At 60.3% G+C, this 19,797-nt stretch carries 20 protein-coding genes; 5 read left to right on the top strand and 15 right to left on the bottom strand.

Annotated elements, in window-relative coordinates; genetic code table 11:
* The 6 genes from AC1D06_RS36620 to AC1D06_RS36595 form a co-directional block, all read right to left on the bottom strand.
* Positions 1-695: dihydrodipicolinate synthase family protein (locus tag AC1D06_RS36620; protein WP_477990577.1), on the bottom strand; the 695-nt coding region annotated here is incomplete at its 3' end.
* 105 nt (positions 696-800) lie between these two features.
* Positions 801-1,466 carry a helix-turn-helix domain-containing protein gene (locus AC1D06_RS36615; protein ID WP_477990576.1) on the bottom strand — a complete coding sequence of 222 codons (666 nt, stop codon included), beginning with the start codon at positions 1,464-1,466 and terminating at the stop codon, positions 801-803.
* A 48-nt stretch (positions 1,467-1,514) separates the two neighbouring features.
* Positions 1,515-2,309 carry an ABC transporter permease gene (locus tag AC1D06_RS36610; protein ID WP_477990575.1) on the bottom strand — a complete coding sequence of 265 codons (795 nt, stop codon included), beginning with the start codon at positions 2,307-2,309 and terminating at the stop codon, positions 1,515-1,517.
* The gene (locus AC1D06_RS36605) at positions 2,306-3,205 is read right to left on the bottom strand and encodes an ABC transporter permease (protein WP_477990574.1); all 900 of its coding nucleotides are present in this window, start codon (positions 3,203-3,205) and stop codon (positions 2,306-2,308) included. Before AC1D06_RS36605 ends, AC1D06_RS36610 begins: the two co-directional genes overlap by 4 nt.
* 2 nt (positions 3,206-3,207) lie before the next feature.
* Complete coding sequence (locus AC1D06_RS36600; RefSeq protein WP_477990573.1) at positions 3,208-4,317, bottom strand: ABC transporter ATP-binding protein; 1,110 nt, start codon at positions 4,315-4,317, stop codon at positions 3,208-3,210.
* A complete protein-coding gene (locus tag AC1D06_RS36595) occupies positions 4,317-5,351 on the bottom strand; it encodes an ABC transporter substrate-binding protein (protein WP_477990572.1) in 1,035 nt (344 codons plus the stop codon). The genes AC1D06_RS36600 and AC1D06_RS36595 overlap by 1 nt, the downstream gene beginning before the upstream one ends.
* A 294-nt stretch (positions 5,352-5,645) precedes the next feature.
* Here AC1D06_RS36595 and AC1D06_RS36590 point away from each other — a divergent pair, with 294 nt between their 5' ends.
* Genes AC1D06_RS36590 through AC1D06_RS36575 form a run of 4 tightly spaced genes read left to right on the top strand, consistent with a single transcriptional unit; the run spans position 5,646 to position 8,523 of the window.
* Positions 5,646-6,632 (top strand): aldo/keto reductase, encoded by a 987-nt coding sequence (locus AC1D06_RS36590; RefSeq protein WP_477990571.1) that lies wholly within the window; start codon positions 5,646-5,648, stop codon positions 6,630-6,632.
* A complete protein-coding gene (locus AC1D06_RS36585; protein ID WP_477990570.1) occupies positions 6,629-7,492 on the top strand; it encodes an amidohydrolase family protein in 864 nt (287 codons plus the stop codon). Before AC1D06_RS36590 ends, AC1D06_RS36585 begins: the two co-directional genes overlap by 4 nt.
* Entirely contained in the window at positions 7,489-8,073 is a 585-nt protein-coding gene (locus AC1D06_RS36580; protein ID WP_477990569.1) for a DUF1349 domain-containing protein, read from the top strand. Before AC1D06_RS36585 ends, AC1D06_RS36580 begins: the two co-directional genes overlap by 4 nt.
* A gap of 9 nt (positions 8,074-8,082) precedes the next feature.
* Positions 8,083-8,523, top strand: coding sequence for an RbsD/FucU family protein (locus tag AC1D06_RS36575; protein ID WP_477990568.1), 441 nt, complete (start codon positions 8,083-8,085; stop codon positions 8,521-8,523).
* Positions 8,524-8,884: 361 nt separating this feature from the next.
* Here AC1D06_RS36575 and AC1D06_RS36570 read toward each other — a convergent pair whose 3' ends face one another.
* The gene (locus tag AC1D06_RS36570; RefSeq protein WP_477990567.1) at positions 8,885-9,931 is read right to left on the bottom strand and encodes an IS110 family RNA-guided transposase; all 1,047 of its coding nucleotides are present in this window, start codon (positions 9,929-9,931) and stop codon (positions 8,885-8,887) included.
* A gap of 204 nt (positions 9,932-10,135) precedes the next feature.
* On the opposite strand from AC1D06_RS36570, the gene AC1D06_RS36565 reads away from it, so the two are divergent.
* Positions 10,136-11,161, top strand: coding sequence for an IS110 family RNA-guided transposase (locus AC1D06_RS36565; RefSeq protein WP_477990566.1), 1,026 nt, complete (start codon positions 10,136-10,138; stop codon positions 11,159-11,161).
* Between the two features lie 1,059 nt (positions 11,162-12,220).
* Here the strand turns inward: AC1D06_RS36565 and AC1D06_RS36560 are convergent.
* From AC1D06_RS36560 to AC1D06_RS36525, 8 genes are all read right to left on the bottom strand, one after another.
* Positions 12,221-13,696 (bottom strand): aldehyde dehydrogenase family protein, encoded by a 1,476-nt coding sequence (locus tag AC1D06_RS36560; RefSeq protein ID WP_477990565.1) that lies wholly within the window; start codon positions 13,694-13,696, stop codon positions 12,221-12,223.
* A 190-nt stretch (positions 13,697-13,886) separates the two neighbouring features.
* Positions 13,887-14,630, bottom strand: a complete 744-nt coding sequence (locus AC1D06_RS36555) for an IclR family transcriptional regulator (protein ID WP_477990564.1) — start codon at positions 14,628-14,630, stop codon at positions 13,887-13,889.
* Entirely contained in the window at positions 14,630-15,637 is a 1,008-nt protein-coding gene (locus tag AC1D06_RS36550) for a branched-chain amino acid ABC transporter permease (RefSeq protein WP_477990563.1), read from the bottom strand. Before AC1D06_RS36550 ends, AC1D06_RS36555 begins: the two co-directional genes overlap by 1 nt.
* Positions 15,625-16,485, bottom strand: coding sequence for a branched-chain amino acid ABC transporter permease (locus tag AC1D06_RS36545; RefSeq protein ID WP_477990562.1), 861 nt, complete (start codon positions 16,483-16,485; stop codon positions 15,625-15,627). Before AC1D06_RS36545 ends, AC1D06_RS36550 begins: the two co-directional genes overlap by 13 nt.
* On the bottom strand, positions 16,485-17,192 hold the full coding sequence (locus AC1D06_RS36540) for an ABC transporter ATP-binding protein (RefSeq protein WP_477990561.1): 708 nt from the start codon (positions 17,190-17,192) through the stop codon (positions 16,485-16,487). The genes AC1D06_RS36545 and AC1D06_RS36540 overlap by 1 nt, the downstream gene beginning before the upstream one ends.
* Positions 17,179-17,910 (bottom strand): ABC transporter ATP-binding protein, encoded by a 732-nt coding sequence (locus AC1D06_RS36535; protein WP_477990560.1) that lies wholly within the window; start codon positions 17,908-17,910, stop codon positions 17,179-17,181. Before AC1D06_RS36535 ends, AC1D06_RS36540 begins: the two co-directional genes overlap by 14 nt.
* 69 nt (positions 17,911-17,979) lie before the next feature.
* The gene (locus AC1D06_RS36530) at positions 17,980-19,293 is read right to left on the bottom strand and encodes an ABC transporter substrate-binding protein (RefSeq protein WP_477990559.1); all 1,314 of its coding nucleotides are present in this window, start codon (positions 19,291-19,293) and stop codon (positions 17,980-17,982) included.
* Between the two features lie 75 nt (positions 19,294-19,368).
* Positions 19,369-19,797, bottom strand: a 429-nt coding sequence (locus AC1D06_RS36525) for an SDR family NAD(P)-dependent oxidoreductase (RefSeq protein WP_477990558.1), incomplete at its 5' end; no start/stop codon positions are given.

Genomic DNA, 19,797 nt, shown 5'->3' with positions numbered 1-19,797 from the left:
GCCTTGTGATGTGGGATCACCGGCCGGATGAGATCCGGCAGCAAGGCGCTCGACATGACGCCGGTGGCGCCGGCATCGAGGTCGGCCATCAGCGTGATCGCCTCCTCGCCGTCGAAAGGTCCCTCGATCACATCGCCGCCGAGTTCGATCAGCCTGCGCAACTTGGCGGCGGTACCGGCGACTTCGATCTTGAAATAGCGCACCAGCGGCAGCGACCGGGCGATTCGGACCATGAAATCCGCCGACAGGAAAACCCCGCTCAGCGGCGCATCCTGGATCATGACCGGGATTTGCGCCGCCTCGGCGACGCGGGCGAAATGCTCGTAGATCGAGGATTCGTCGAGCCTGATGCCGGCGCCGTGATAGGGCGGCATCAGCATGATCATTTTCGCGCCGTGCTCGGCCGCATGTTTTGCCCGCGCAGCAGCGATGCGGGTGCTGAAATGGCTGCAGGTGACCATGACCGGCAGGCTTGCGCCGACATGCGCAAGGGCAATCTCGGTCAATTCGCGACGCTCGTCGTCCGACAGCAGGAACTGCTCGGAGTAATTGGCGAGGATGCAGATGCCGTCGACGCCCTGATCGATCATGCAATCGAGCACCCGGCGCTGGCCTTCGACATCAATGTCGCCATTCGCCGTAAACGGCGTCGGTGCGACTGGAAACAGGCCGGAATAGGGATTGGTTGTGGTCATCTTTGCGTGTTGCTCCCGTCATTCTTGTCGTTCAAAAGGCCGCACCTAGCCTTCCGCCAGAATCGTTCCGGACGGCCAATGGCCACATGCCTGTCTGGAAAATGCCTAGGCGGTCTTGCCGTCCTTCGGATGCTGCTGTTCCGAGATGATCTGCTCCTTGATGATTTCGCGCAGCGTCTGGGCGAGGTTCGGGGTGGCGCTAGAGCAGCAGACCATGATCGAACTGCCCGGCGCTTCCAGCGACATGTAACCGTGCTTCATCGTGCTATCGAGATAGACGCTGTCGCCTTCGGCGAGGTCGGTCGGCTCATAATATTCGCTGTAGAGCCGCACCCTGCCCTTGAGCACGAGAATGAATTCCTCGCCGACATGCGCCGTCAGCGGCCCCATCTGCTCCGGCGTCAATGCCCTGACCTCGATATGGATCGGGATGATGCGCTTGTGGGCGACATCCGATGACAGGTAGCTGTAGCTGTAATAGTGCCGGTCAAGCGTCTGGCCTTCGAGATTGCGGCTGATGCTGCGGCGGGCGACCACCAGCGGCGGCGTCGGCTCGCTCGGGGACGAGTTCAGGAGATCGCCGATCTCGACGCCCAGCCCGTGCGACAATTTGAGGATCGTGTCGAAATTGGGCGAGATGTGGCCGTTCTCGACCTTCGACAGCGTCGACATCGCAATGCCGGTCATCGCGCTCACCTCCGCCAGCGTCCATCCATGATAGGAACGACGATCGCGCAGCAGCTTACCGAGGTTTTTCACTTTTTCATTCATGTCTTGCCGTTGTTTCCAATTGGCCGGGTGCCTTTCGAAGGAATGTCGTCATTTCCGTTCTATGCTCTTGCGCAGCGACATCGCGCCGAGCGCCGCGAACAACAGGGTAACGCACAGAACGACCGAGACGAGCGCATTGATTTCGGGCGTGAAGCCGGTGCGCATCATTGCCCACAAGCGCATCGGAAGCGTCGTCTCCCCGCCGACGAGGAAGAACGTCACCAAAGTTTCATCGAACGAAAGAGCAAATGCAAGTAGCGAACTGGTCACCAGCGCAGATCGCAGCTGCGGAAGCATAACATAGAGGAAGGTTTCGAAGCCATTGGCGCCGAGATCGAGTGACGCCTCGATCTGCGAATTCTCAAGGCTGTCGAGCCGGATCATCACCATCCGGTAGATGACCGCGAGAATCAGCACGACATGGCCGGCTGTCACGGTGACCAGGCTGCGTTCGATGCCGACCTCGCGGAAGGCGATCAGCAGTGAAATACCGGTGATGATCGCGGGCAGCACGAACGGCAGGAAGATCACGAATTCGACATAGGTGCGGCCGCTGCGCGCGCCCGTCTTCATGTAATAGGCAAGCCCGAGCGAAATCACCGTGGCGATCACCACCGCGAAGGCGCCGACGATCAGCGAATTCGACAACGCATCGATCAGCTGGGAATTCTCGGCGAACTTGCCGTACCATTCGAGGCTGGGGGCCGACCAGTCGATCTTGCGGCCTTTCATGCCGAAGAACGACAGCAGGATGACGATCACCGCCGGCGCATAAAGCACGACGAAGGTGAAGCCGCCGACCACCCAGAGAAGCGCGATGGTCATTCGTTCCGCGCGCGTCATTGGATCCTCCCGGCCTTGGAAACCAGCGCCGCAAGCCCGATCAGCGCCACCACGGCGACCAGCAGCACAACGGCAAGTGCGGCGCCGAACGGCCAGTTGAAGGCCATGCCGAACTGGCTCCAGACGGCGCGTCCGAAGGTAAAACCCTCGCTGCCGCCGACCATCTGCGGCGTCAGGTAATCGCCGAGCGCAATGACCATGACGAACAGCGCGCCGGCGATCGAGCCCGGCAGGCTGAGCGGCAGGACGACCGTGAAGAAGATCTGCCCCGGCCGGGCGCCGAGATCGGCGGCGGCGGCGATCAGCGATTGCGGGATGCGTTCGAGCGCGAGGAAGATCGGTAGGATTCCGAACGGCAGGTAGATGACCGCCATGGCGATCATCACCGCCGTCTGGTTGAAGATGAACAGCTTGCTCGGATGTTCGAGAATGCCCGCCGACATCAGGATCGAATTCAGGAAGCCGTTGAAGCCGAGAATGCTGCGGATGGCGTAGATCTTGACGACATAATTCATCACCAGCGGCAGCGCGCTCAGCAGCAGCAGCAGATAGCGCAGCGAGCCTTCGAGCCGCCAGATCAGATAGGAGATGATATAGCCGAACACCAGCGCCACGGCGGCAACGACGAAGGCCAGCTTCAGCGTGCCGAAAAACACATAGAGATAGCTGCTGCTGGCAAGAAAGGCAGCATAGTTGGCGAATGTCAGATTGCCGGTGATCTTGCCCTTGTCCTGCTCCAGCAAACTGTAAGCCAGGAATGACAGAAGCGGAATGAGGATCAGCACCGTCGGCAGTCCATAGACTAGCATGCGGGCGATGATGCCGCCCAAAGGCAGCCTGGCATGCCGGCTTTCCCCCGTCACTGCGATATCGGTGGTCATCGAAGCAGTGGCCATCCTCATCCCCTCGGCAGGAAGCTGATATCGGCTTCCGACCAGCGCAGCGTCACATCGCTACCCGGATTGAGACTGGCAAGCGCGCCCGCGGTCGGAATGCGCACCTTGATCCGATGCTCGCCGCCGCCAAGCGACAACGACAATTGCGTCGTCGCGCCAAGGAAGGTGACATTCTCCAGCCGCGCCCTTGATGTCTGCTGGCCCGGATGAAGCTCCGCGCCATCATGCAGGCTGAAGCTTTCCGGCCGGATGGCGACGAGGATATCGCGCCCCTCGCCTGCGACCGAATGCGAGCCCAGCGGGCTCTCGATGATCGAAGAGGCGCCGCCCGTGCGGGCAGAAGCCGGCAGCAGGTTGTTTTCGCCAAAGAATTTGGCGACGAATTCGCTCTTCGGCTTGTAGTAGATCTGCTGCGGCGAGCCGACCTGGATGAGATTGCCGTGATCCATGACCGCGATCCGGTCGGACATGGAGATGGCTTCTTCCTGATCGTGGGTGATGAAGACGAAAGTCGTCTGGATGCGCCGCTGCAGCTGTTTGAGGAATTCCTGCATCGAGCGGCGGAGTTCTGCATCGAGCGCAGCCAGAGGCTCATCGAGCAGGATGACCTGCGGCTCGCAGACGATGGCGCGGGCGAGCGCCACCCGCTGACGCTGGCCGCCCGAAAGCTCGCTCGGATAGCGCCCGGCCTTGTCGATCAGGTTGACGGTTTCCAGCAYGGCGGCGACCTTGGCGGCGATCTCGGCGCCTGGCATGCGGCGGATGCGCAGGCCGTAGCCGACATTCCTGGCCACGGTCATGTGCGGGAAAAGCGCGTAATCCTGGAACACCGTGTTGAACGGCCGCTTGAAGATCGGCACGCGGGCGATGTCCGTGCCACGCAACAGGATGCGCCCGGAGCTCGGCGGCGTGAAGCCGCCGATCATGCGCAGGATCGTCGTCTTGCCGGACCCGGACGGGCCGAGAATGGTGAGAAACTCACCATCCCGAATGTCCAGGTTGACCGGCTTCAGGACGTCGAGGTTCCTGTAGGACTTGGTCACGTCAACCAGGCGGATGACGTTTGACCGTTCCGAACCTGCATCCCCATTGTCGAACAACTGAGTCGTCATTATTGAACCGGCGTCGCCTTGATCTCGTTCCAGACCTCGATGCGGCGCGCGAAATCCTCGGGCGCCTGCAGGAAGACTAGCTTATCGGAATAGGTAAGGCCAATCTTGGCGTTGGCATCGGCATTGGTGGTGTTGCCATAGCCGGTCTTCTCGCTGATATAGGTGCCGACCTCCTTCTGCAGCATGGCATCGATCCAGGCATGCGCGAGGTCGACATCGCGGGCGCCTCTGCTGATCGTCCAGCAGTCGATCCAGCCGATCGCGCCTTCCTTGGGGATGGTCAGGGCGGCATTGACGCCCTGCTTTTTCAGCATCGGCGCCTGCGGCTCGCCCATCGACATCATCAGGTCGATGCCGCCCTGGGCGAAAATGCTGACGCCATCATCGAAGCCGGCATAGTAGCTGGCGACATTGGCCTTCTGCGCCAGAAGCTTGGCCTTGATCTCGTCGAACTGCGCGTCGGTGAGATTGAAGGGGTCCTTGATGCCGAGCGTCAGCGCCGTGGTCACGATGGCGTTGTTGGCATCGTCCATGACGATGATCTTGCCCTGGTAACTCGGGTCCCAGAGGATTTCCCAGCTGTCCGGCGCCTTCGGGAACGTGTCGGCATTGTAGATCAGCGGGATCGAGCCCCAGGCAAAGGGTGCGGCATAGGTCTTGCCGTCGAAGATGATCGCCGCCACCGACTTGAAGGCCGGCATGAGGTTCTGGGCTGCCGGCAATTTCGAAATGTCGAGCGGCTGGATCAGACTCTCCTGCGTCAGGCGCTTGTAGGACGAGGTCTCGATGGCGACGACATCGAAATCCGCGCCTTCGGAGGCCGTCATCTTGGCAAAGATTTCGTCGACGCTGCCGGTATAGCTGACGCTGACCTTGGCGCCGGCCTTGGCTTCGAAGGCCTTGACCCACTGGTCGTCGGCATAGCCTTCCCAGGTCAGCATCCGCAGTTCCTTGCTGGCAGCCCGCGCAGAGCCGATGATGGCCGGCGCGGCAAGCGTGCCTGCGGCCAGAGCGATGAATTCACGTCTTTTCATGATGATCCCCTGTTATGTGACGTTGATTCCAGGCGCGGCCAGCTCTCCCGGAGCGGGCCGGCAATTCTCCCATTCACTGCCGCCAGGGCGCAGGATTGCTTGCATTCAAGACGATCGTCCCGACTGTGTCATGCATCTCTGGCAGCGAAAATCGTAGTAAATTCCGATTTTCAGAAACTGTCAAATTTTTTGCGAACATGCAAGATATTTTTCTTCAAAGAAAATTATTGACATAATGGAAAGAGGATGAAAATTAATCCCAAGCCGAAATCAGGCGCATATGGGACGGATTTCATGACAGGATACTATGAGCGGCGGCAACTCGGCCGCACATCGCTGAGCGCGACGACACTAGGCCTCGGCACCACCGCGATCGGCGGCCTCTATACTGCGACCAGCGAGCAATCGGCTACCGAGACCATGGAGACGGCCTGGGAGCTCGGCATCCGCTTCTTCGACACCGCCCCGCAATATGGCAACGGCATGGCCGAGCATCGGCTCGGCGCATTCCTGAAAACCAAACCACGCGACAGCTATGTGCTCTGCACGAAGGTCGGCCGCCTGCTGCGCATGCCGGAAAAGCCTGAAGGAGAGGACGCCTATTACAAAGGCACGCCGCCGGAACGGCCGGTGTTCGACTTCAGCTATGACGGCGTGATGACCTCGGTTGAGGAAAGCCTGAAGCGGCTCGGCCATGACCGGATCGACGTCCTGCATATACACGATCCCGACGACCACTATCACCAAGCCCTCGATGGCGCCTACAGGGCGCTCGACCGGCTGCGCAGCGAGGGCAGTATCGGCGCGGTCGGCGCCGGCATGAACCAGAGCGAGATGCTGACCGAACTGGCCCGCAACGGCAATTTCGACTGTTTCCTGCTGGCCGGACGCTATACGTTGCTCGAACAGGGCGCGCTCAGGGAATTCCTACCGCTCTGTGTCGCCAAAAACATTTCGGTGATCATCGGCGGCGTCTATAACAGCGGCCTGCTTGCCGATCCGCGCGCCGGCGCCAAGTTCAATTATGAGGATGCCGACCGGACGCTGGTCGAGCGAGCGATTGCGCTTGAGGCGGTCTGTCTGAGCCATGGCGTGCCACTCAAGGCCGCGGCGATCCAGTTCCCGCTCGCTCATCCAGCCGTCACCAGCGTCCTGACGGGAGCCCGCAGCCGCGACGAAATCCTCGAGAACGACGCCTTGTTTCGCCGGCAGATCCCATCCTCCCTATGGGACGAACTGCGCGGCAAGGGCCTGATCTCGGCCGAGGCGCCGACAGCATGATCATCGATGCACACCAGCATTTCTGGGATCTTTCGACCGGCGACTATCCCTGGATGGCCGGCGACACCATGCGGCCGCTCCGACGCGATTTCGGTCCCGACGACCTCAAGTCGCTGCTGACAGAAGCCGGAATCGACAGGACGATCATCGTTCAGTGCCGCCACGATCTCGACGAGACGCGCGATTTCCTCGCCATCGCCGTGCGCCACCATTTCGTTGCTGGCGTGGTTGGCTGGGTCGACCTGCAGGCGCAGGATGTCGCACAACGAATCGAAGACCTGCGCGCTCTGCCCGGCGGCGACCATCTTGTCGGCATACGCCATAATGTCCATGACGAAGCGGATGCCGATTGGTTGAGGCGCCCGGTCGTGCGTCGCGGCATCGGCGCTGTATTGGATGCCGGACTGACATTCGACCTGCTCGTCCGCACCCGCGAGTTGCCGGCCGCGATCGATCTTGTGCAAAAATCTCCGGCCGGGCGCTTCGTGCTTGACCATATGGCCAAGCCGCCGATCGCGTCCGATGCGACTGCCGACTGGCAATCTGCCTTCACCGAAATCGCTAAATGCACCAACGTCTGGTGCAAGATTTCCGGCCTGGTGACCGAGGCGCATTGGGCCGGCTGGGAGCCTGAGGATTTCGACCGCTACACACAGCTTGCCCTCGATCTTTTCGGACCAGAGCGGATCATTTTCGGCTCCGACTGGCCGGTCTGCACCACGACCGCGCGCTATCAAGACGTGAAGGCGATCGCGCATCGGCTGGTCGAAACGAATGCCGGTATTGCCGAACGATTCTACCATCTCAATGCCGTCGCCGCCTACCGGCTGGGCGGCCAAAAAACAGGAACACCGCGATGAGCACCGACTTCAACAACGGCGTCTGGCTGAACGAGCCGACCAAATGGCAGGCAGACGACACCGGCCTGACCATGACCACGGATGCTAAGACCGATTTCTGGCGTGAAACCTATTACGGATTCACCCGCGACAGCGGCCACTTCCTCGGCTTTGCCGCCACCGACGGCTTTACTGCCAAGATCCGCATCCGCGGCGAATTCCGCACGCTGTACGACCAAGCCGGGTTGATGGTGCGTATCGACGAGACGAAATGGGTGAAGACCGGCGTCGAATTTACCGATGGCGAACTGTTTCTTTCGACCGTGATCACCGACGGCAAGTCGGACTGGTCAGTGTCGCAGCCGTTCAGGGAACTTGAGGATTTCTACATCCGCGTCACGGTCAACAATGGCGCAATGCGCATCCAGGCATCGCGCGACGGCAAATTCTGGCCGCTGCTGCGGCTCGCCCCTTTCCCTATTGCCTCGCGTTATCAGGTCGGACCGACCGCTTGCACGCCGGAGCGCAGCGGGTTGACCGTAACCTTCTCCGAATTTTCGATCGGACCGGCCATCACCACCGATCTCCACGACCTGGGCTGAGGAACCGCCATGCTGATCGGTATCGACCCCATCCTGAACGCTGATATTCTGTTTGTCCTGCGCGCCATGGGCCATGGCGACGAAATCGTCATCGCCGACGGCAGTTTTCCGGCCCAGACTGTCGCCAAGCGGCTGATCCGCATGGAGGCGAGCGACCTGCCGCGCATGCTTAAGGCGGTGCTGTCGGTTATGCCGGTCGACGAATCCGAACCTGACCCGGTTGTTGGCATGGAAGTGATCGACGAACCCGACGCGATCGTGCCGGCGCATATCGCGATCCAGAAGGAACTGGATGGCCTTCCGGGCGAGAAAGTCACGCTCAAGCGCATCGAACGTTTCGCCTTCTACGGTCGCACCAAGGAAGCGTTCGCAGTGATCGCCACCGGCGAGACGCTGTTCTACGGCAATGTCATCATCCGCAAGGGCACCGTCAATCTTGTGGGTAATTAAGCCAATGATAAGCATGGAGATTTCGGTGTTACAACACTTTGTTTGCGAGTTATTTTCTGTTTATGTCCAGCCGGCATCGTAATGTCTGGATGGCGCCCGCTTGGCAATGTGATATCGGCGATGTTTGAGCTTAGCGGGTCGGGTGCAGTCATGTCTCCGGCCTGTAAGCGCGGTTTGACATGACCGCTGGCCCTGATGTTTTGCGCTAGAACCGATCCCTATCAACTTACCGCGCTGTTGTTGCGCTATACGATGCCACGGGTTCTTCTGTTCGTGCGGTCCATTCCGCTTTTGCCTTCGCATCACTCCTTCGTCACGCCGCCAACTTTTCTGCCCCTGGGCAGTTCGGGTAGTACCTGGTCTATTGGGTCGCAAGGTTCGGTTGGTAATGCCCGGCTCTGGTCATGATCGCCCATGCAATGCGCGCCATTTTGTTGGCCAGAGCGACTGCCACAAGCTTGAAGGATTTCTTTGCAAGCAAAGCTCTTGCCCAGTCCGCCAGTGGTGACTTGGTCTTGCCATTCTTGATGCTGTAGAGCGCGGCATGCGCTCCGACCACCAACAGCTTTCGCAAATGCCGGTTACCCATTTTGGAAATCCTTCCAAGCCTCGGCTTGCCGCCGCTGGAATATTGACGGGGTACCAACCCCAAGAAGGCTGCGAACTCTCGTCCGCCCTCAAAAAGGCCCGGATCTGGAATAGCTGCCGATAGAAACGATGCCGTAATCGGCCCGATACCGGGGATCGAGGCAAGTCGAAGACTGACCTCATCCTTGCGATGGATGGCAAGGATCTCCTTATCGAGTCTGGCAATCTCAGCTTCAATCCCAATCAGGGCGGTCGCCAGCGGCTGCAATGCAAGCCGCATGGTGTCCGGAAGAGACTCCTCATTGGAACCTTGGCCTATTCCTTCCAGGATAAGCAGAAGTTCTCCAACATTGCGGGCGCCTGGCGCGACCACGATGCCCAGCTCTGCAAAATGACCACGCAGTGCGTTCATAAGCGCAGTTCGCTGCGCGATCAGCAATTCCCGTGCGCTATGCAACATCAATGTCGCCTGTTGCTCTTTGCTCTTCACCGACACGAACCGCATCGAAGGACGAACCACGGCTTCGCAGATTGCTGCAGCATCGGCCGCATCGTTCTTAGGCCTCTTGACGAAAGGCTTGACATAGGCGGGCGAGATCAACCTGACCTTGTGTCCCAGTCTCGTCAGCGTGCGGGCCCAATGATGAGCTGTCGCGCAGGCTTCCATGCCGATCAAGCAGGGTGGTAGTTTTGTGAAGAATGCAATCATGTTGGCACGGCGCAAGGCTTTGCGCAGAGCGACCTGCCCCTGGGCATCGACACCGTGCAATTGGAAGACATTCTTCGCGATATCAAGTCCGATTGTCGTAACATTGTCCATGGTGGATGGCTCCTCTCCTGGGTTTTGCAAAAAACCATTTTGGCACATTCGATGCCGTCGAAGGGCGCCATCCACATAGGGTAATCGCGGGAGCGAGTCGCCCTGAACCCCAGCGATTTCTTTGAAGGCGGCTGTTCTCCGATATGATGGAAATACGGGCTCACGATTGGACACCGGGCCCAAGCACCTGAAAGGAGAACAGCCATGAAAGAGTATATAGGCCTTGACGTTTCGAAGAAAGAGACCGCGATTTCCATCCGGCGCGAAGGCAAACGAATTTGGCGGGGGAAGTGCCCTTCTGATCCCAAGATCATTGCCGGGATTGTTCGTAAACATGCGCCGTTTGTTGAACGTGTGGTGTTCGAAACCGGCCCGTTGTCAGTATGGTTCTATCATGCCTTGAAAGAAGAAGGGTTGCCGGCGATCTGCATTGATGCCCGTCATGCCAAGGCTGCGCTCGACATGGCGGCGAATAAGACGGATGCGAATGATGCGGACGGTCTTGCGCAACTGGCAGAAGTTGGCTTCTTTCGCGAAGTTCGGGTTAAGGGCTTTGATAGCATGCTCAGCCGGACGCTCGTTTCGGCGCGCACCCGGCTGGTCGGCATCACCATCGAACTTTCAAACCAAATCCGCGGGGTCATGAAAACCTTCGGACTGATCGTTCCCCCAGGCAAGGGGAGCAATTTCGACAGAAATGTCAGACATCTGCTTGCCGATCAGGATGCTCTCTCGTCCATTGTGTTGCCACTGTTGGAGGCTTGGCGCAGCATACGGCTGAAAGCGGCTGTACTCGAAAGACGATTGCTTGCAGATGCAAGACAAAGGCAGGAGTGCCGCATCCTCATGTCTATCCCAGGTGTCGGGGTGATCACGGCCACCAGCTTCCTGACGGCCGTAGAGGATCCAGACAACTTCAAGAAGTCGCGTTCCGTGGGAGCTTGGCTTGGATTGACGACTCGGCGCTACCAATCGGGAGAAGTTGATTATGATGGCCACATATCCCGCCGAGGCGACTGTCATTTGCGTGGTCTGCTGTTTGAGGCCGCGACGGTCATTCTGACACGGACGTCCGCTGAATGCGGTTTGCGAACATGGGGCCTGAAGTTGAGAGAGAGGGTGGGCTTTAAACGCGCCGCGGTCGCGGTTGCCCGGAAACTCGCCGTCACAATGCACGCAATGCTCAAAACGGGTGAATTCTTCGATCGGGCAGTCGGAGCAGCAGCATAAGAGTAGAATTGCGGATCGCGTTCGGTATCTGAGCGCCAAGATGTCCCTGCCGGGACGTGGGTAGAGCCATTCCGCTGATGGGGTTGCACCGCTGGTTCAGTTGAGTGCGTCGTCCACATTTTGAAGGCTCCTCCTGCGAAACCCTATCATGCGGCGGCTGATGCCGACCGCGAAGACAACCATGCGCCTGGCAGTGCCATCCGACGAGAAAGATGCTTGACGGGATGAATGCGATTAGACAACCACATCAACTTAATGGACCCTAGGCATTGGCAGCCGGCTTGCACCACGGCGGTTCATGTCCGAGCGATTTTCGCCCACAGGTTCATCGCCTCTGAACGCAGTTCGCGATGATGGCTGGATGAGATGTTGCGCACGTTGATCGCCTTGATAGGAATCGAACCTTAAACCGGTCATTTTGGCAGCCGATATGCTAACGAAACAGATACTTAGCTCAAAATCGTCCGAACCGAAGGGTTTGCTCCCCTCGCCCCCAGCTAATAAGGCTACAAGTGGGACAGCATCGCAAGACCGGCAAGTCGAATGCAGAGAACATCGGCGCTCTTTGAGCAGTTCGCCTGACCTGCCTCGTGGCCAGCGACGTGCATTGCTTCGAGTCAGGCCAATAGTATAGTAGCTCAGAACGAAAAGGACGGGATTCCCGTTTCCGCGATTGCATGCCGGCCCGGTCTGGCGTCAAATTGGCTTGCAAAGAGAATTGAGCGGGCAAATCGATGGCGCAACTTACCACGACCGACATGGCGTTGATCGACAAGATCTTCGGAATGTACGGCGGATATTGTTGGTTTCTAGCACGAATTGATCCACTTTGCCGTTTCTCGCCGACCAGCAGTTCGCGTAAATTGGTCATGTGTCTCGGGCTTTGAGAGTGATGACGTGGATCAGCGCGAAGCAGAAGTAAGGCTCAAATCGAAGCGAAACTCAACAGCTATGCCATCTGGGGGAGACTGGTTGCCAGCCAGCCCGACCAAATTGCTATATCATCTTCGATGCACCGTCGCTCGAACTGCTCGTGCCAGCGAAGGGCTGCCCGCGTTGCTATCGCTGCAGGGAAATGAAGTGATCGGTGGTGAATTCCTCCACGATCCATTTTCCGTTGAAGCGGCCGAGGCCGGAATTCTTCTCGCCGCCGAACATCATGTGTGGATAGTCGTGGATCGTGATGTCGTTGATRTGGGTCATGCCCGCTTCGAYYTGCTGGGCGAAGGCGAGTCCGCGCGCTTCATTTTCGGTGAAGACTGCGCTCGAGAGGCCGAATTCGGTGTCATTGGCGAAGGTCAGGGCCTCCGCTTCGCCGCGGGCGCGGATCAGCGGYGCGACGGGYCCGAAKATCTCGTGGCGGGCAAGATCGGAATCGTTGGTGACCTCGGAGAAGACATGTGGCGGCACCACCCGGCCCTCGACCTTGCCCGAYAGCCGYTCAGGGAAGCCGGCAGMACGGCCCTGYTCGATGGAGTTGAGCACATTGCGCAGCTGGCTGTCGTTGCAGAGCGGCCCAAGGAATGTGTCCGGYTCGTTGGGATCGCCGAACTTCAGRGTTTTCGCAGCCTCGACATAAGCCTCGACGAACCTGTCATAGATCGAATCGTCGACGATGATGCGGTTCGTACTCATGCAGATCTGGCCCTGGTGGATGAAGCGGCCGATCAGCGCGCTCTGCACAGCYTTGYCGAAATCGGCATCGTCGAGCACGACGAGCGGCGCATTGCCGCCAAGTTCCAGCCCAACCCGCTTGAGCAAGGCGGACTCGACGGCGACACGGGCAATGTGGCGGCCGACGGGCGTCGAGCCGGTGAATGTCAGYACGCGGGGCACCGGATGGCGCGAGAAGGCATCGCCTATTGTGGCGGAACTTCCGACCACAACATTGAGAACGCCGGCCGGCAAGCCGGCCTCYTCATAGATCTTGGCCAGCAGCAGGCCGCCCGTCACYGGCGTGTCGTTCGACGGCTTTAGCACGACCGCATTGCCGAGCGCGATCGCCGGTGCCACCGAGCGGTTAGAGAGATGCAGRGGGAAATTCCASGGGCTGATSACGCCGACCACGCCGACCGGTTTCTTGTAGACCCGTGCTTCCTTGCCTGGCTTGTCGACCGAAATGATATGGCCTTGCGCGAGAGTCGGCATGGTGGTGGCTTCGAGCATGCCGGCGCGCACGGCGCYCCACTCGATATTGGCCTTGATCCGCGTACTGCCGGATTCGCGTATGATCCAGTCGATAATCTCATCCTTTCGGGCATCAATGATGGCAACCGCACGCAGGAAGACTTCGACGCGCTGGGCCGGCAGGGTCTGACCCCAGTCGCGTTGGGCGGCCTTGGCACCGGCAAAGGCCGMGTCGAGATCRGCAAGGCCGGCGAGTGAGATCTCCGCGACCACGTCGTCATTGAAGGGATTGCGGTCGAGGCTCGTCTTACCCTCGCTGCCGGAGACCCACTTGCCGGCGATATACTGGCCGGAAAARCCCTGGTAGGGYTGGAGCTCGAACGAATTTCTTTGAACGTGCTGCTGCATGGCAACCTCCTTTTGGYACCGCTGYCACGATCCGGCAAGCGTGCGCACTAACCTCCGATGCCGAGGCATCCACGGCCCCTGCTGTMCCGCCAAACCTAGAAAGATGCAGCTYATATGTCAAGMAATTATTRTTTTTTGATAATTYRYTGGGTASAGAATCGCYTTCRAACCATATTTYAGCAATCAACRGTCAGTCGACATGTCCCGCGGAAAGTGTGCTGGAGAGCATGTCSCCTGCCGGAACCAGGGTCATCAGCAGACGTCGTTCGAGCGTTTCGTCCAGATCCGCTTCCGCCAGGAYAAGGCTGATACTGGCATTAATCGCCACCTCCGGACAGGCGATSGGCACGGAGACGCCGACCAACCCCTTGTCTACTTCGCCACGGGTGACCGTGTAGCCTCGCCTGCGGATTGCACCGAGTTCTCCGGCAATCGCGTCGAGCGCACTGTCGGCGATGCCGGCGGCCCTGAAGATCCGCGYAAGCCGGGCGCGCGGCAGTTGCGCCAGGATCRCCTTCGACGTGGCGCCCTGCAGCAGCGGCATCGGCCGACCACGCTCATAGCTCGTCGGTATGACAAGACTGCCGTTCCTGTCCTCGGCAACGCAGATGACTTGATCGCCGTAAAGCTGGGCARTGATGGCGGCACATGGCACACTGACTACAGACAGCAGGTCCGCCAGCACGRGCGCGCCCTCGCGAATTAGGGGATCAGAGAGGCGCATGCGCCGGTCGAACTCGATGAAGATCGCGCCCAGCCGATAATGCGCCTCGGTGGACGGATCGAGAAAGCCCTGGCTCACCAGCGCCCGCACGGTGCGGTAAACCGTGCTGGCCGCCACGCCCGTCGCCTCAGYCATGTCCTGGATGGTCCAGTCAGACTTGCGCTCRTCGAAYAGCCTRAGAACGTCAACGAAGCGRTCGAGCGCCCCCATCAGGTGTCGTTGTCGGGCGGCTGCCGCGTAATGCCGATCACCGACACCCCRTATTTCCGGTGCAACGTTCCCCAGATGCCATTGCGCGCGACGAGCATCGTGACGACGGCGACCGAGCCCATGAGGATCAGGTACCAGTTGCCGYTGTCGGCGAAGAGCTGGCGCAGCGCAAAATAAACGATGGTKCCCACGATCGGGCCCTCGACCGTGCCGAGCCCGCCAACCACGCAGATGAAGAGGACGAKGACGACCCAGTTGGGATCGAAGCCCGAGGCCGGCAGGACATGTGCKGGTCCGAGGAAATAGATAGCKCCGCATAGCCCGGTTCCTGCCGCGGAGATGACGAAGGCGATGAAGCGGCTCCACCAGACGTCGATGCCGAGGCTCGARGCGGCGGTGTCGTTGTCGCGCACGGCCATCAGCGCCAGGCCGAGCCGCGAACGCATCAGCCAGATCAACAAGGCGAGACTGCCGAGGGCTGCGAAGGCCGACCACCAGAAGCCGATCGGCGATATCCAGGCCGGGTCCATGTCCCGTAGCGCCGTAAGCGTCAGCCCGTTCTGCTGGCCGAGCCAGGACGACTTGCCGACCAGGATCGAGACGATTTCGGAAAAGACCCACATTCCGATGGTGAAATAGGCATCACGCAGGCGGAACAGGATCGGCGCGATCACCGCCGCCAGCGCGCCAGAGACCAGTGGCGCGAGCGCGATGGCGACGTAAGGRTTGACGCCGGCATGGATCGAGAGCGTGAACATGCCGTAAGCGCCGGCGCCGACGAAGACCTGATGGCCGATCGAGAGCAGCCCGGCATAGCCCGCSARCAGGTTCCACATCTGCGCCATAGCGAAGACGAGMAGGATTTCGCCGGCGAGCCGGATGAGGCCCTCACCGAACAGGAAGGGCGCAACGGCGGCAGCYAGGGCCAGGATCACGACGACCGCCATCAGCCGATAGGGTCGCTCYTGGTCCGRCATGGCTGCGCGGGAGGAAGTCACTGTCGCCATCCGGAAATCCCCCTCGGCATAATTGTCAGGATGATGAAGAACATGATGTGCGCGTAGAGCAGGCCGCTATTGGGATCGAAGCGCAGGCCYACGAGATGGGTGACACCGAGAACGAAGCCGCCGATCAGCGCGCCCCACATCGAGCCCAGCCCGCCGACGATCACCACCTCGAAGGCGATGAGAAGCCGGTCGCCGCCGGTAAAGGGCGTGATTGTYGAGCGCATGGCGAGCATCATGCCGGCGGCGGCGGACATCGAGAGCGCRAGCCCGGTGGCGACGCCGAAGGCGCGCTTGTAATTGACGCCGAAGAGCTGAACGATCTTCTGCTCGTCGCCCGTCGCGCGCAAAATCCGGCCGTAGCGCGTGTGATTGAGCCAGAAATGCAGGGCGATGAACAGGCAGACGGAGATCACGAAGATCACGACCGGCAGGACGCCGAGCTTCAGTCCGAAGACATCCATGCCCTTGAAGCGCAGCCCGCCCATGTTGATGGAGCGTGGCGTCGCGCCGAGAAACTCGACCATCGCATTCTTGATGACGATGGAGAGGCCGAAGGTCAGCAGCATCGGCGGCAGCGGGTCCTTGCCGACGACGCGATTGAGCAGCGCCGTCTGCAGGCCGTAGCCCAGCGCAAAGACGATRACGATCACAATCGGCAGGATCAGGAGCGGATGGATCGGGATGAACGAGACCAGGAATATGCCRATGAAGCCCGCGAGTACGATGAACTCGCCATGGGCGACATTGACGATCTTGGCGATGCCGAAGGTGAGCGCCGCGCCRAGGCCGAAGAGCGCGTAGAGGCTGCCGACAAGCAGGCCATTGATGATCGTTTCAAGCCAGGCCATCAGTGCGCTCCAATTCCGAAATAKGACCGTGAWATCTCCTCGATGCCGTAATCCCGAGGGTTGCCRCCAAGGCTGATCTTGCCTTCGAGCAGGCAGTAGAACCGGTCCGCMGCCTTGATSGCGCGCACGATGTCCTGCTCGACGAGCAGGATCGCCATGCCGGTCGCYTTGATCTCGGAAAAGCAGGCATAGATRCCATTGGTCACTTTGGGCGCAAGYCCGAGCGAGATCTCGTCGCAGAGCAGCAGTTTTGGATTGGTGAGCAGTGCCCGGCCGATTGCTACCATCTGYTGCTGCCCGCCGGAGATGCGGACGGAAGAGCGGGTGCGGATCTCGAGCAGCTCCGGAAAGAGCTCATAGACWTTCTTCAGCGTCCAGGGTCCCTTGCGATCGGTGCATAGACCCATAAGCAGGTTTTCCTCRACCGTGAGGCTCGGGAACATCATCCGTCCTTCCGGTACGAGCCCGATGCCGAGACGGGAGACGAGATCGSCGCGAAGCCGSGTAACGTCTTGGCCGGCGAAGCGGATGGCACCCTTCTTCTGGTCGTTGAGCCCGGCCAGCGCCTGCAGGAAAGTGCTCTTGCCGGCACCGTTGGCGCCGATCATGGCGACGGTCTCGCCCTCGCCGACGCTGATGTCGAGGCCGAAAAGAGCCTGGAAATCGCCGTAAAAGGCCTCGAGCCCGGAGGTTTCAAGCAGCTGCATCGTCGACAATCCCGAGATAGATGGCCCTTACTTCAGGGCTTTTCAGAACCTGGTCGGGCGTGCCTTCGATCAGCTTGCGCCCGTAGTGGAGTGCCATCAGCCGRTCCGCCGTKGCGGCCAGCGCATGGGCGACATGCTCGATCCAGATGATCGCGTAATGCGGCTTMAGCGACTTCACGAGCTCGACGAGAACGTCGACCTCCGCCTCGGTCAATCCACCGGCCACCTCATCMAGCAGCAACAGCTTCGGCGACGCCGCAAGCGCCTTGGCAAGCTCGAGCCGCTTRCGGTCGAGCAGCCGCAGGCTGCCGGCGCGATCGCGGCGCCGCTCGTTCAGGCCGACGCGGCGGATCACCTCRAGTGCCGYAACTTCCGCCTCGTGCCCGGAAACGCCGGCGGCGAAGGTCGAGGCGACGAGCACATTTTCGAAAACAGTGAGATCGGAAAAGGGCTGCGGCACCTGGTAGGCACGGGCAATSCCCTTGCGGGCGCGCTTGTGCCGCGGCAAACGCGTCACATCCTCGCCGTCGAGCACAATCCTGCCGCCATCCGCGACCACACCGCCGTCGATGACATTGAAAAGCGAGGTCTTGCCGGCGCCGTTCGGGCCGATTACGCCGAGGCATTCGCCCTTGTCGACCTTGAAGGACAAGTTGTCGACCACGGTGATCGAGCCATAGCTCTTCCTGAGATTCTGCACGTTCAATAGTTCGGACATGGGTCAATCCGTTGGATCAGAGTGCGAGCCGCGCCGGTTGCGCGGCCCAACAAATGCATGAGCGCGGTGTCAGCGTTCGCCGAGCAGCCGCATCTTGGCATTCGGCTTGAGATTGGGCGCCAGGATCGGATCGGCATAGACGATGTCGAACTCGTAGGGGAACTTGGACCCCTCGGCCGTTCTGCGCCACTGGCCCATGGCCACCTCAGTCACAGCCACGCTCTTGATCTTGGAGTCTCGGAAGTTGACCGGGCCGACCACCGTATCCAGCGCCATCTGCCGGATGCCTTCGCGGATGCCTTGCTTGTCACGCGGATCCTTGGCGTGGCGGAGTGCGGCAATGCCGACCTCGTAGAGCGCATGCATATAACCAAGCGGCTGTGTCCACTGAAAGCCGGTCTCGTTTTCCCAACCGGTGGCGATCTCGCGCGCCGTCTGTCCGGTCAGACTGGATTTGAATGGCATATCCGGTGTCCACCAGACTTCGCCCGACATGCCATCCCCTTGATCGCCCAAAGCCACCAGGCTCGTGGGGAACAGGAACGGGCCGGCGAAGGTAACAACCTTCGGCATGAAGCCTGACTGCACCGCCTGGCCCCAAAAGGTCTGGAAATGCGAGTCGAGCAGGAAGCCGGCGACGATGTCGCAACTGGCTTCCTTGAACATGGCGATCTGGCTCGAGAAGTCATCGCTGTCGAAGCGGACGAAGCCGCCGTCGATGATATTGTAGCCCTGCCGCTTCAAGAAAGCAGGAATACCATTCTGAGTGCTGCCAAAAGCATGGCCCGGAGGAATATCGAGGAACAGCAGGCCGATCGTCTTGTTTGTCGGCAACGTATCCCAGAGGCCGACATAGGTTTTGGCTACATCAGTCGCGCCGAAGGCGAACATGAAGGACCAGGGATAGCCCTTGTCCGGTGTCGAATTGCGGGCGAAGATGAACGGCTCCCACTGATTGATCGTAGAAATGAACGGCACSCCCTGCTGGTCGGCGATCTCGCCMGCYGCGAAATGGGAATCACCATCATCGGCGAGCAGGATGTCGACCTTGTCCTGGGTGATGAGGTCGCGGCCGACTTCGCCGGCGCGCGTCGGGTTCGAYTGCTGGTCGCGCATCAGGATTTCGATCGGATATTTCTTGCCGCCAATCTCGAGCCCATCCTTGAACAGAGCCTGRATCTTGTTGACATTATATTCSGCCGGCTCGCTGAAGGTCGCGCGCGGACCCGAGAGCGAGGTAATGTAGCCGATCTTGATCGCTGTTTCCTGCGCGCGCAGGATGTTCGGCATCGGCAGGCCGAGCGCCRCAGCGCCGCCAACCAGGGCCGTATTCTTGATAAGCTGGCGCCGACTGACGCCCCTCCCCTTCACTGCCTCTGCCATAACGTTCTCCTCTTCAGGTTCGGCGTCGGTGTCATCGATGCATGTCGGCCGGGCGCAGCGCCGCACGGCGTTTCCTCAAAGAATTGCCGTCGTTCCTCCATCCACCGGCAACGCAATGCCGGTGACGTAGGAAGCCTGGTTCGACAGCAGCCAGATCACGGCAGCCGCCACCTCGTCCGGGCGACCGATGCGTTTGAGCGCTGAGCCGCCGGCCATGGATTTGATCTGCTCGGATTCACCGGCGGTCCGGGTAAGCTGTGTATCGATCACGCCGGGGCAGACGGCATTGACGCGGATGTTTCTCCACCCGAGCGCATCGGCCATCGAGGCGGCCATCAGCACCACCCCGCCCTTGGTCGAAGAATAGACTGTCGTGATCGCTGACCCGCGCAACCCGCCCATGCTTGATGTGAAGACGATAGACCCGCCGGCGCCGCGACGCGTCATGGACTGCGCTGCCGCCTGGGCGGTGAAGAAGGCGCCGTCGAGATTGACGGCGGTGAT

This window comes from Rhizobium sp. P2_G2, assembly GCF_056403555.1.
The sequence above is the reverse complement of the archived record's forward strand: the minus strand, read 5'-3'. Positions and strand labels throughout refer to the sequence as shown.

Coding starts and splice junctions, on each gene's coding strand:
- AC1D06_RS36570 (WP_477990567.1), bottom strand. CDS start 9,931: ATGGACAATGTTACGACAATCGGACTTGATATCGCGAAGAATGTCTTC.
- AC1D06_RS36595 (WP_477990572.1), bottom strand. CDS start 5,351: ATGAAAAGACGTGAATTCATCGCTCTGGCCGCAGGCACGCTTGCCGCG.
- AC1D06_RS36605 (WP_477990574.1), bottom strand. CDS start 3,205: ATGGCCACTGCTTCGATGACCACCGATATCGCAGTGACGGGGGAAAGC.
- AC1D06_RS36615 (WP_477990576.1), bottom strand. CDS start 1,466: ATGAATGAAAAAGTGAAAAACCTCGGTAAGCTGCTGCGCGATCGTCGT.
- AC1D06_RS36590 (WP_477990571.1), top strand. CDS start 5,646: ATGACAGGATACTATGAGCGGCGGCAACTCGGCCGCACATCGCTGAGC.
- AC1D06_RS36565 (WP_477990566.1), top strand. CDS start 10,136: ATGAAAGAGTATATAGGCCTTGACGTTTCGAAGAAAGAGACCGCGATT.
- AC1D06_RS36580 (WP_477990569.1), top strand. CDS start 7,489: ATGAGCACCGACTTCAACAACGGCGTCTGGCTGAACGAGCCGACCAAA.
- AC1D06_RS36575 (WP_477990568.1), top strand. CDS start 8,083: ATGCTGATCGGTATCGACCCCATCCTGAACGCTGATATTCTGTTTGTC.
- AC1D06_RS36610 (WP_477990575.1), bottom strand. CDS start 2,309: ATGACGCGCGCGGAACGAATGACCATCGCGCTTCTCTGGGTGGTCGGC.
- AC1D06_RS36585 (WP_477990570.1), top strand. CDS start 6,629: ATGATCATCGATGCACACCAGCATTTCTGGGATCTTTCGACCGGCGAC.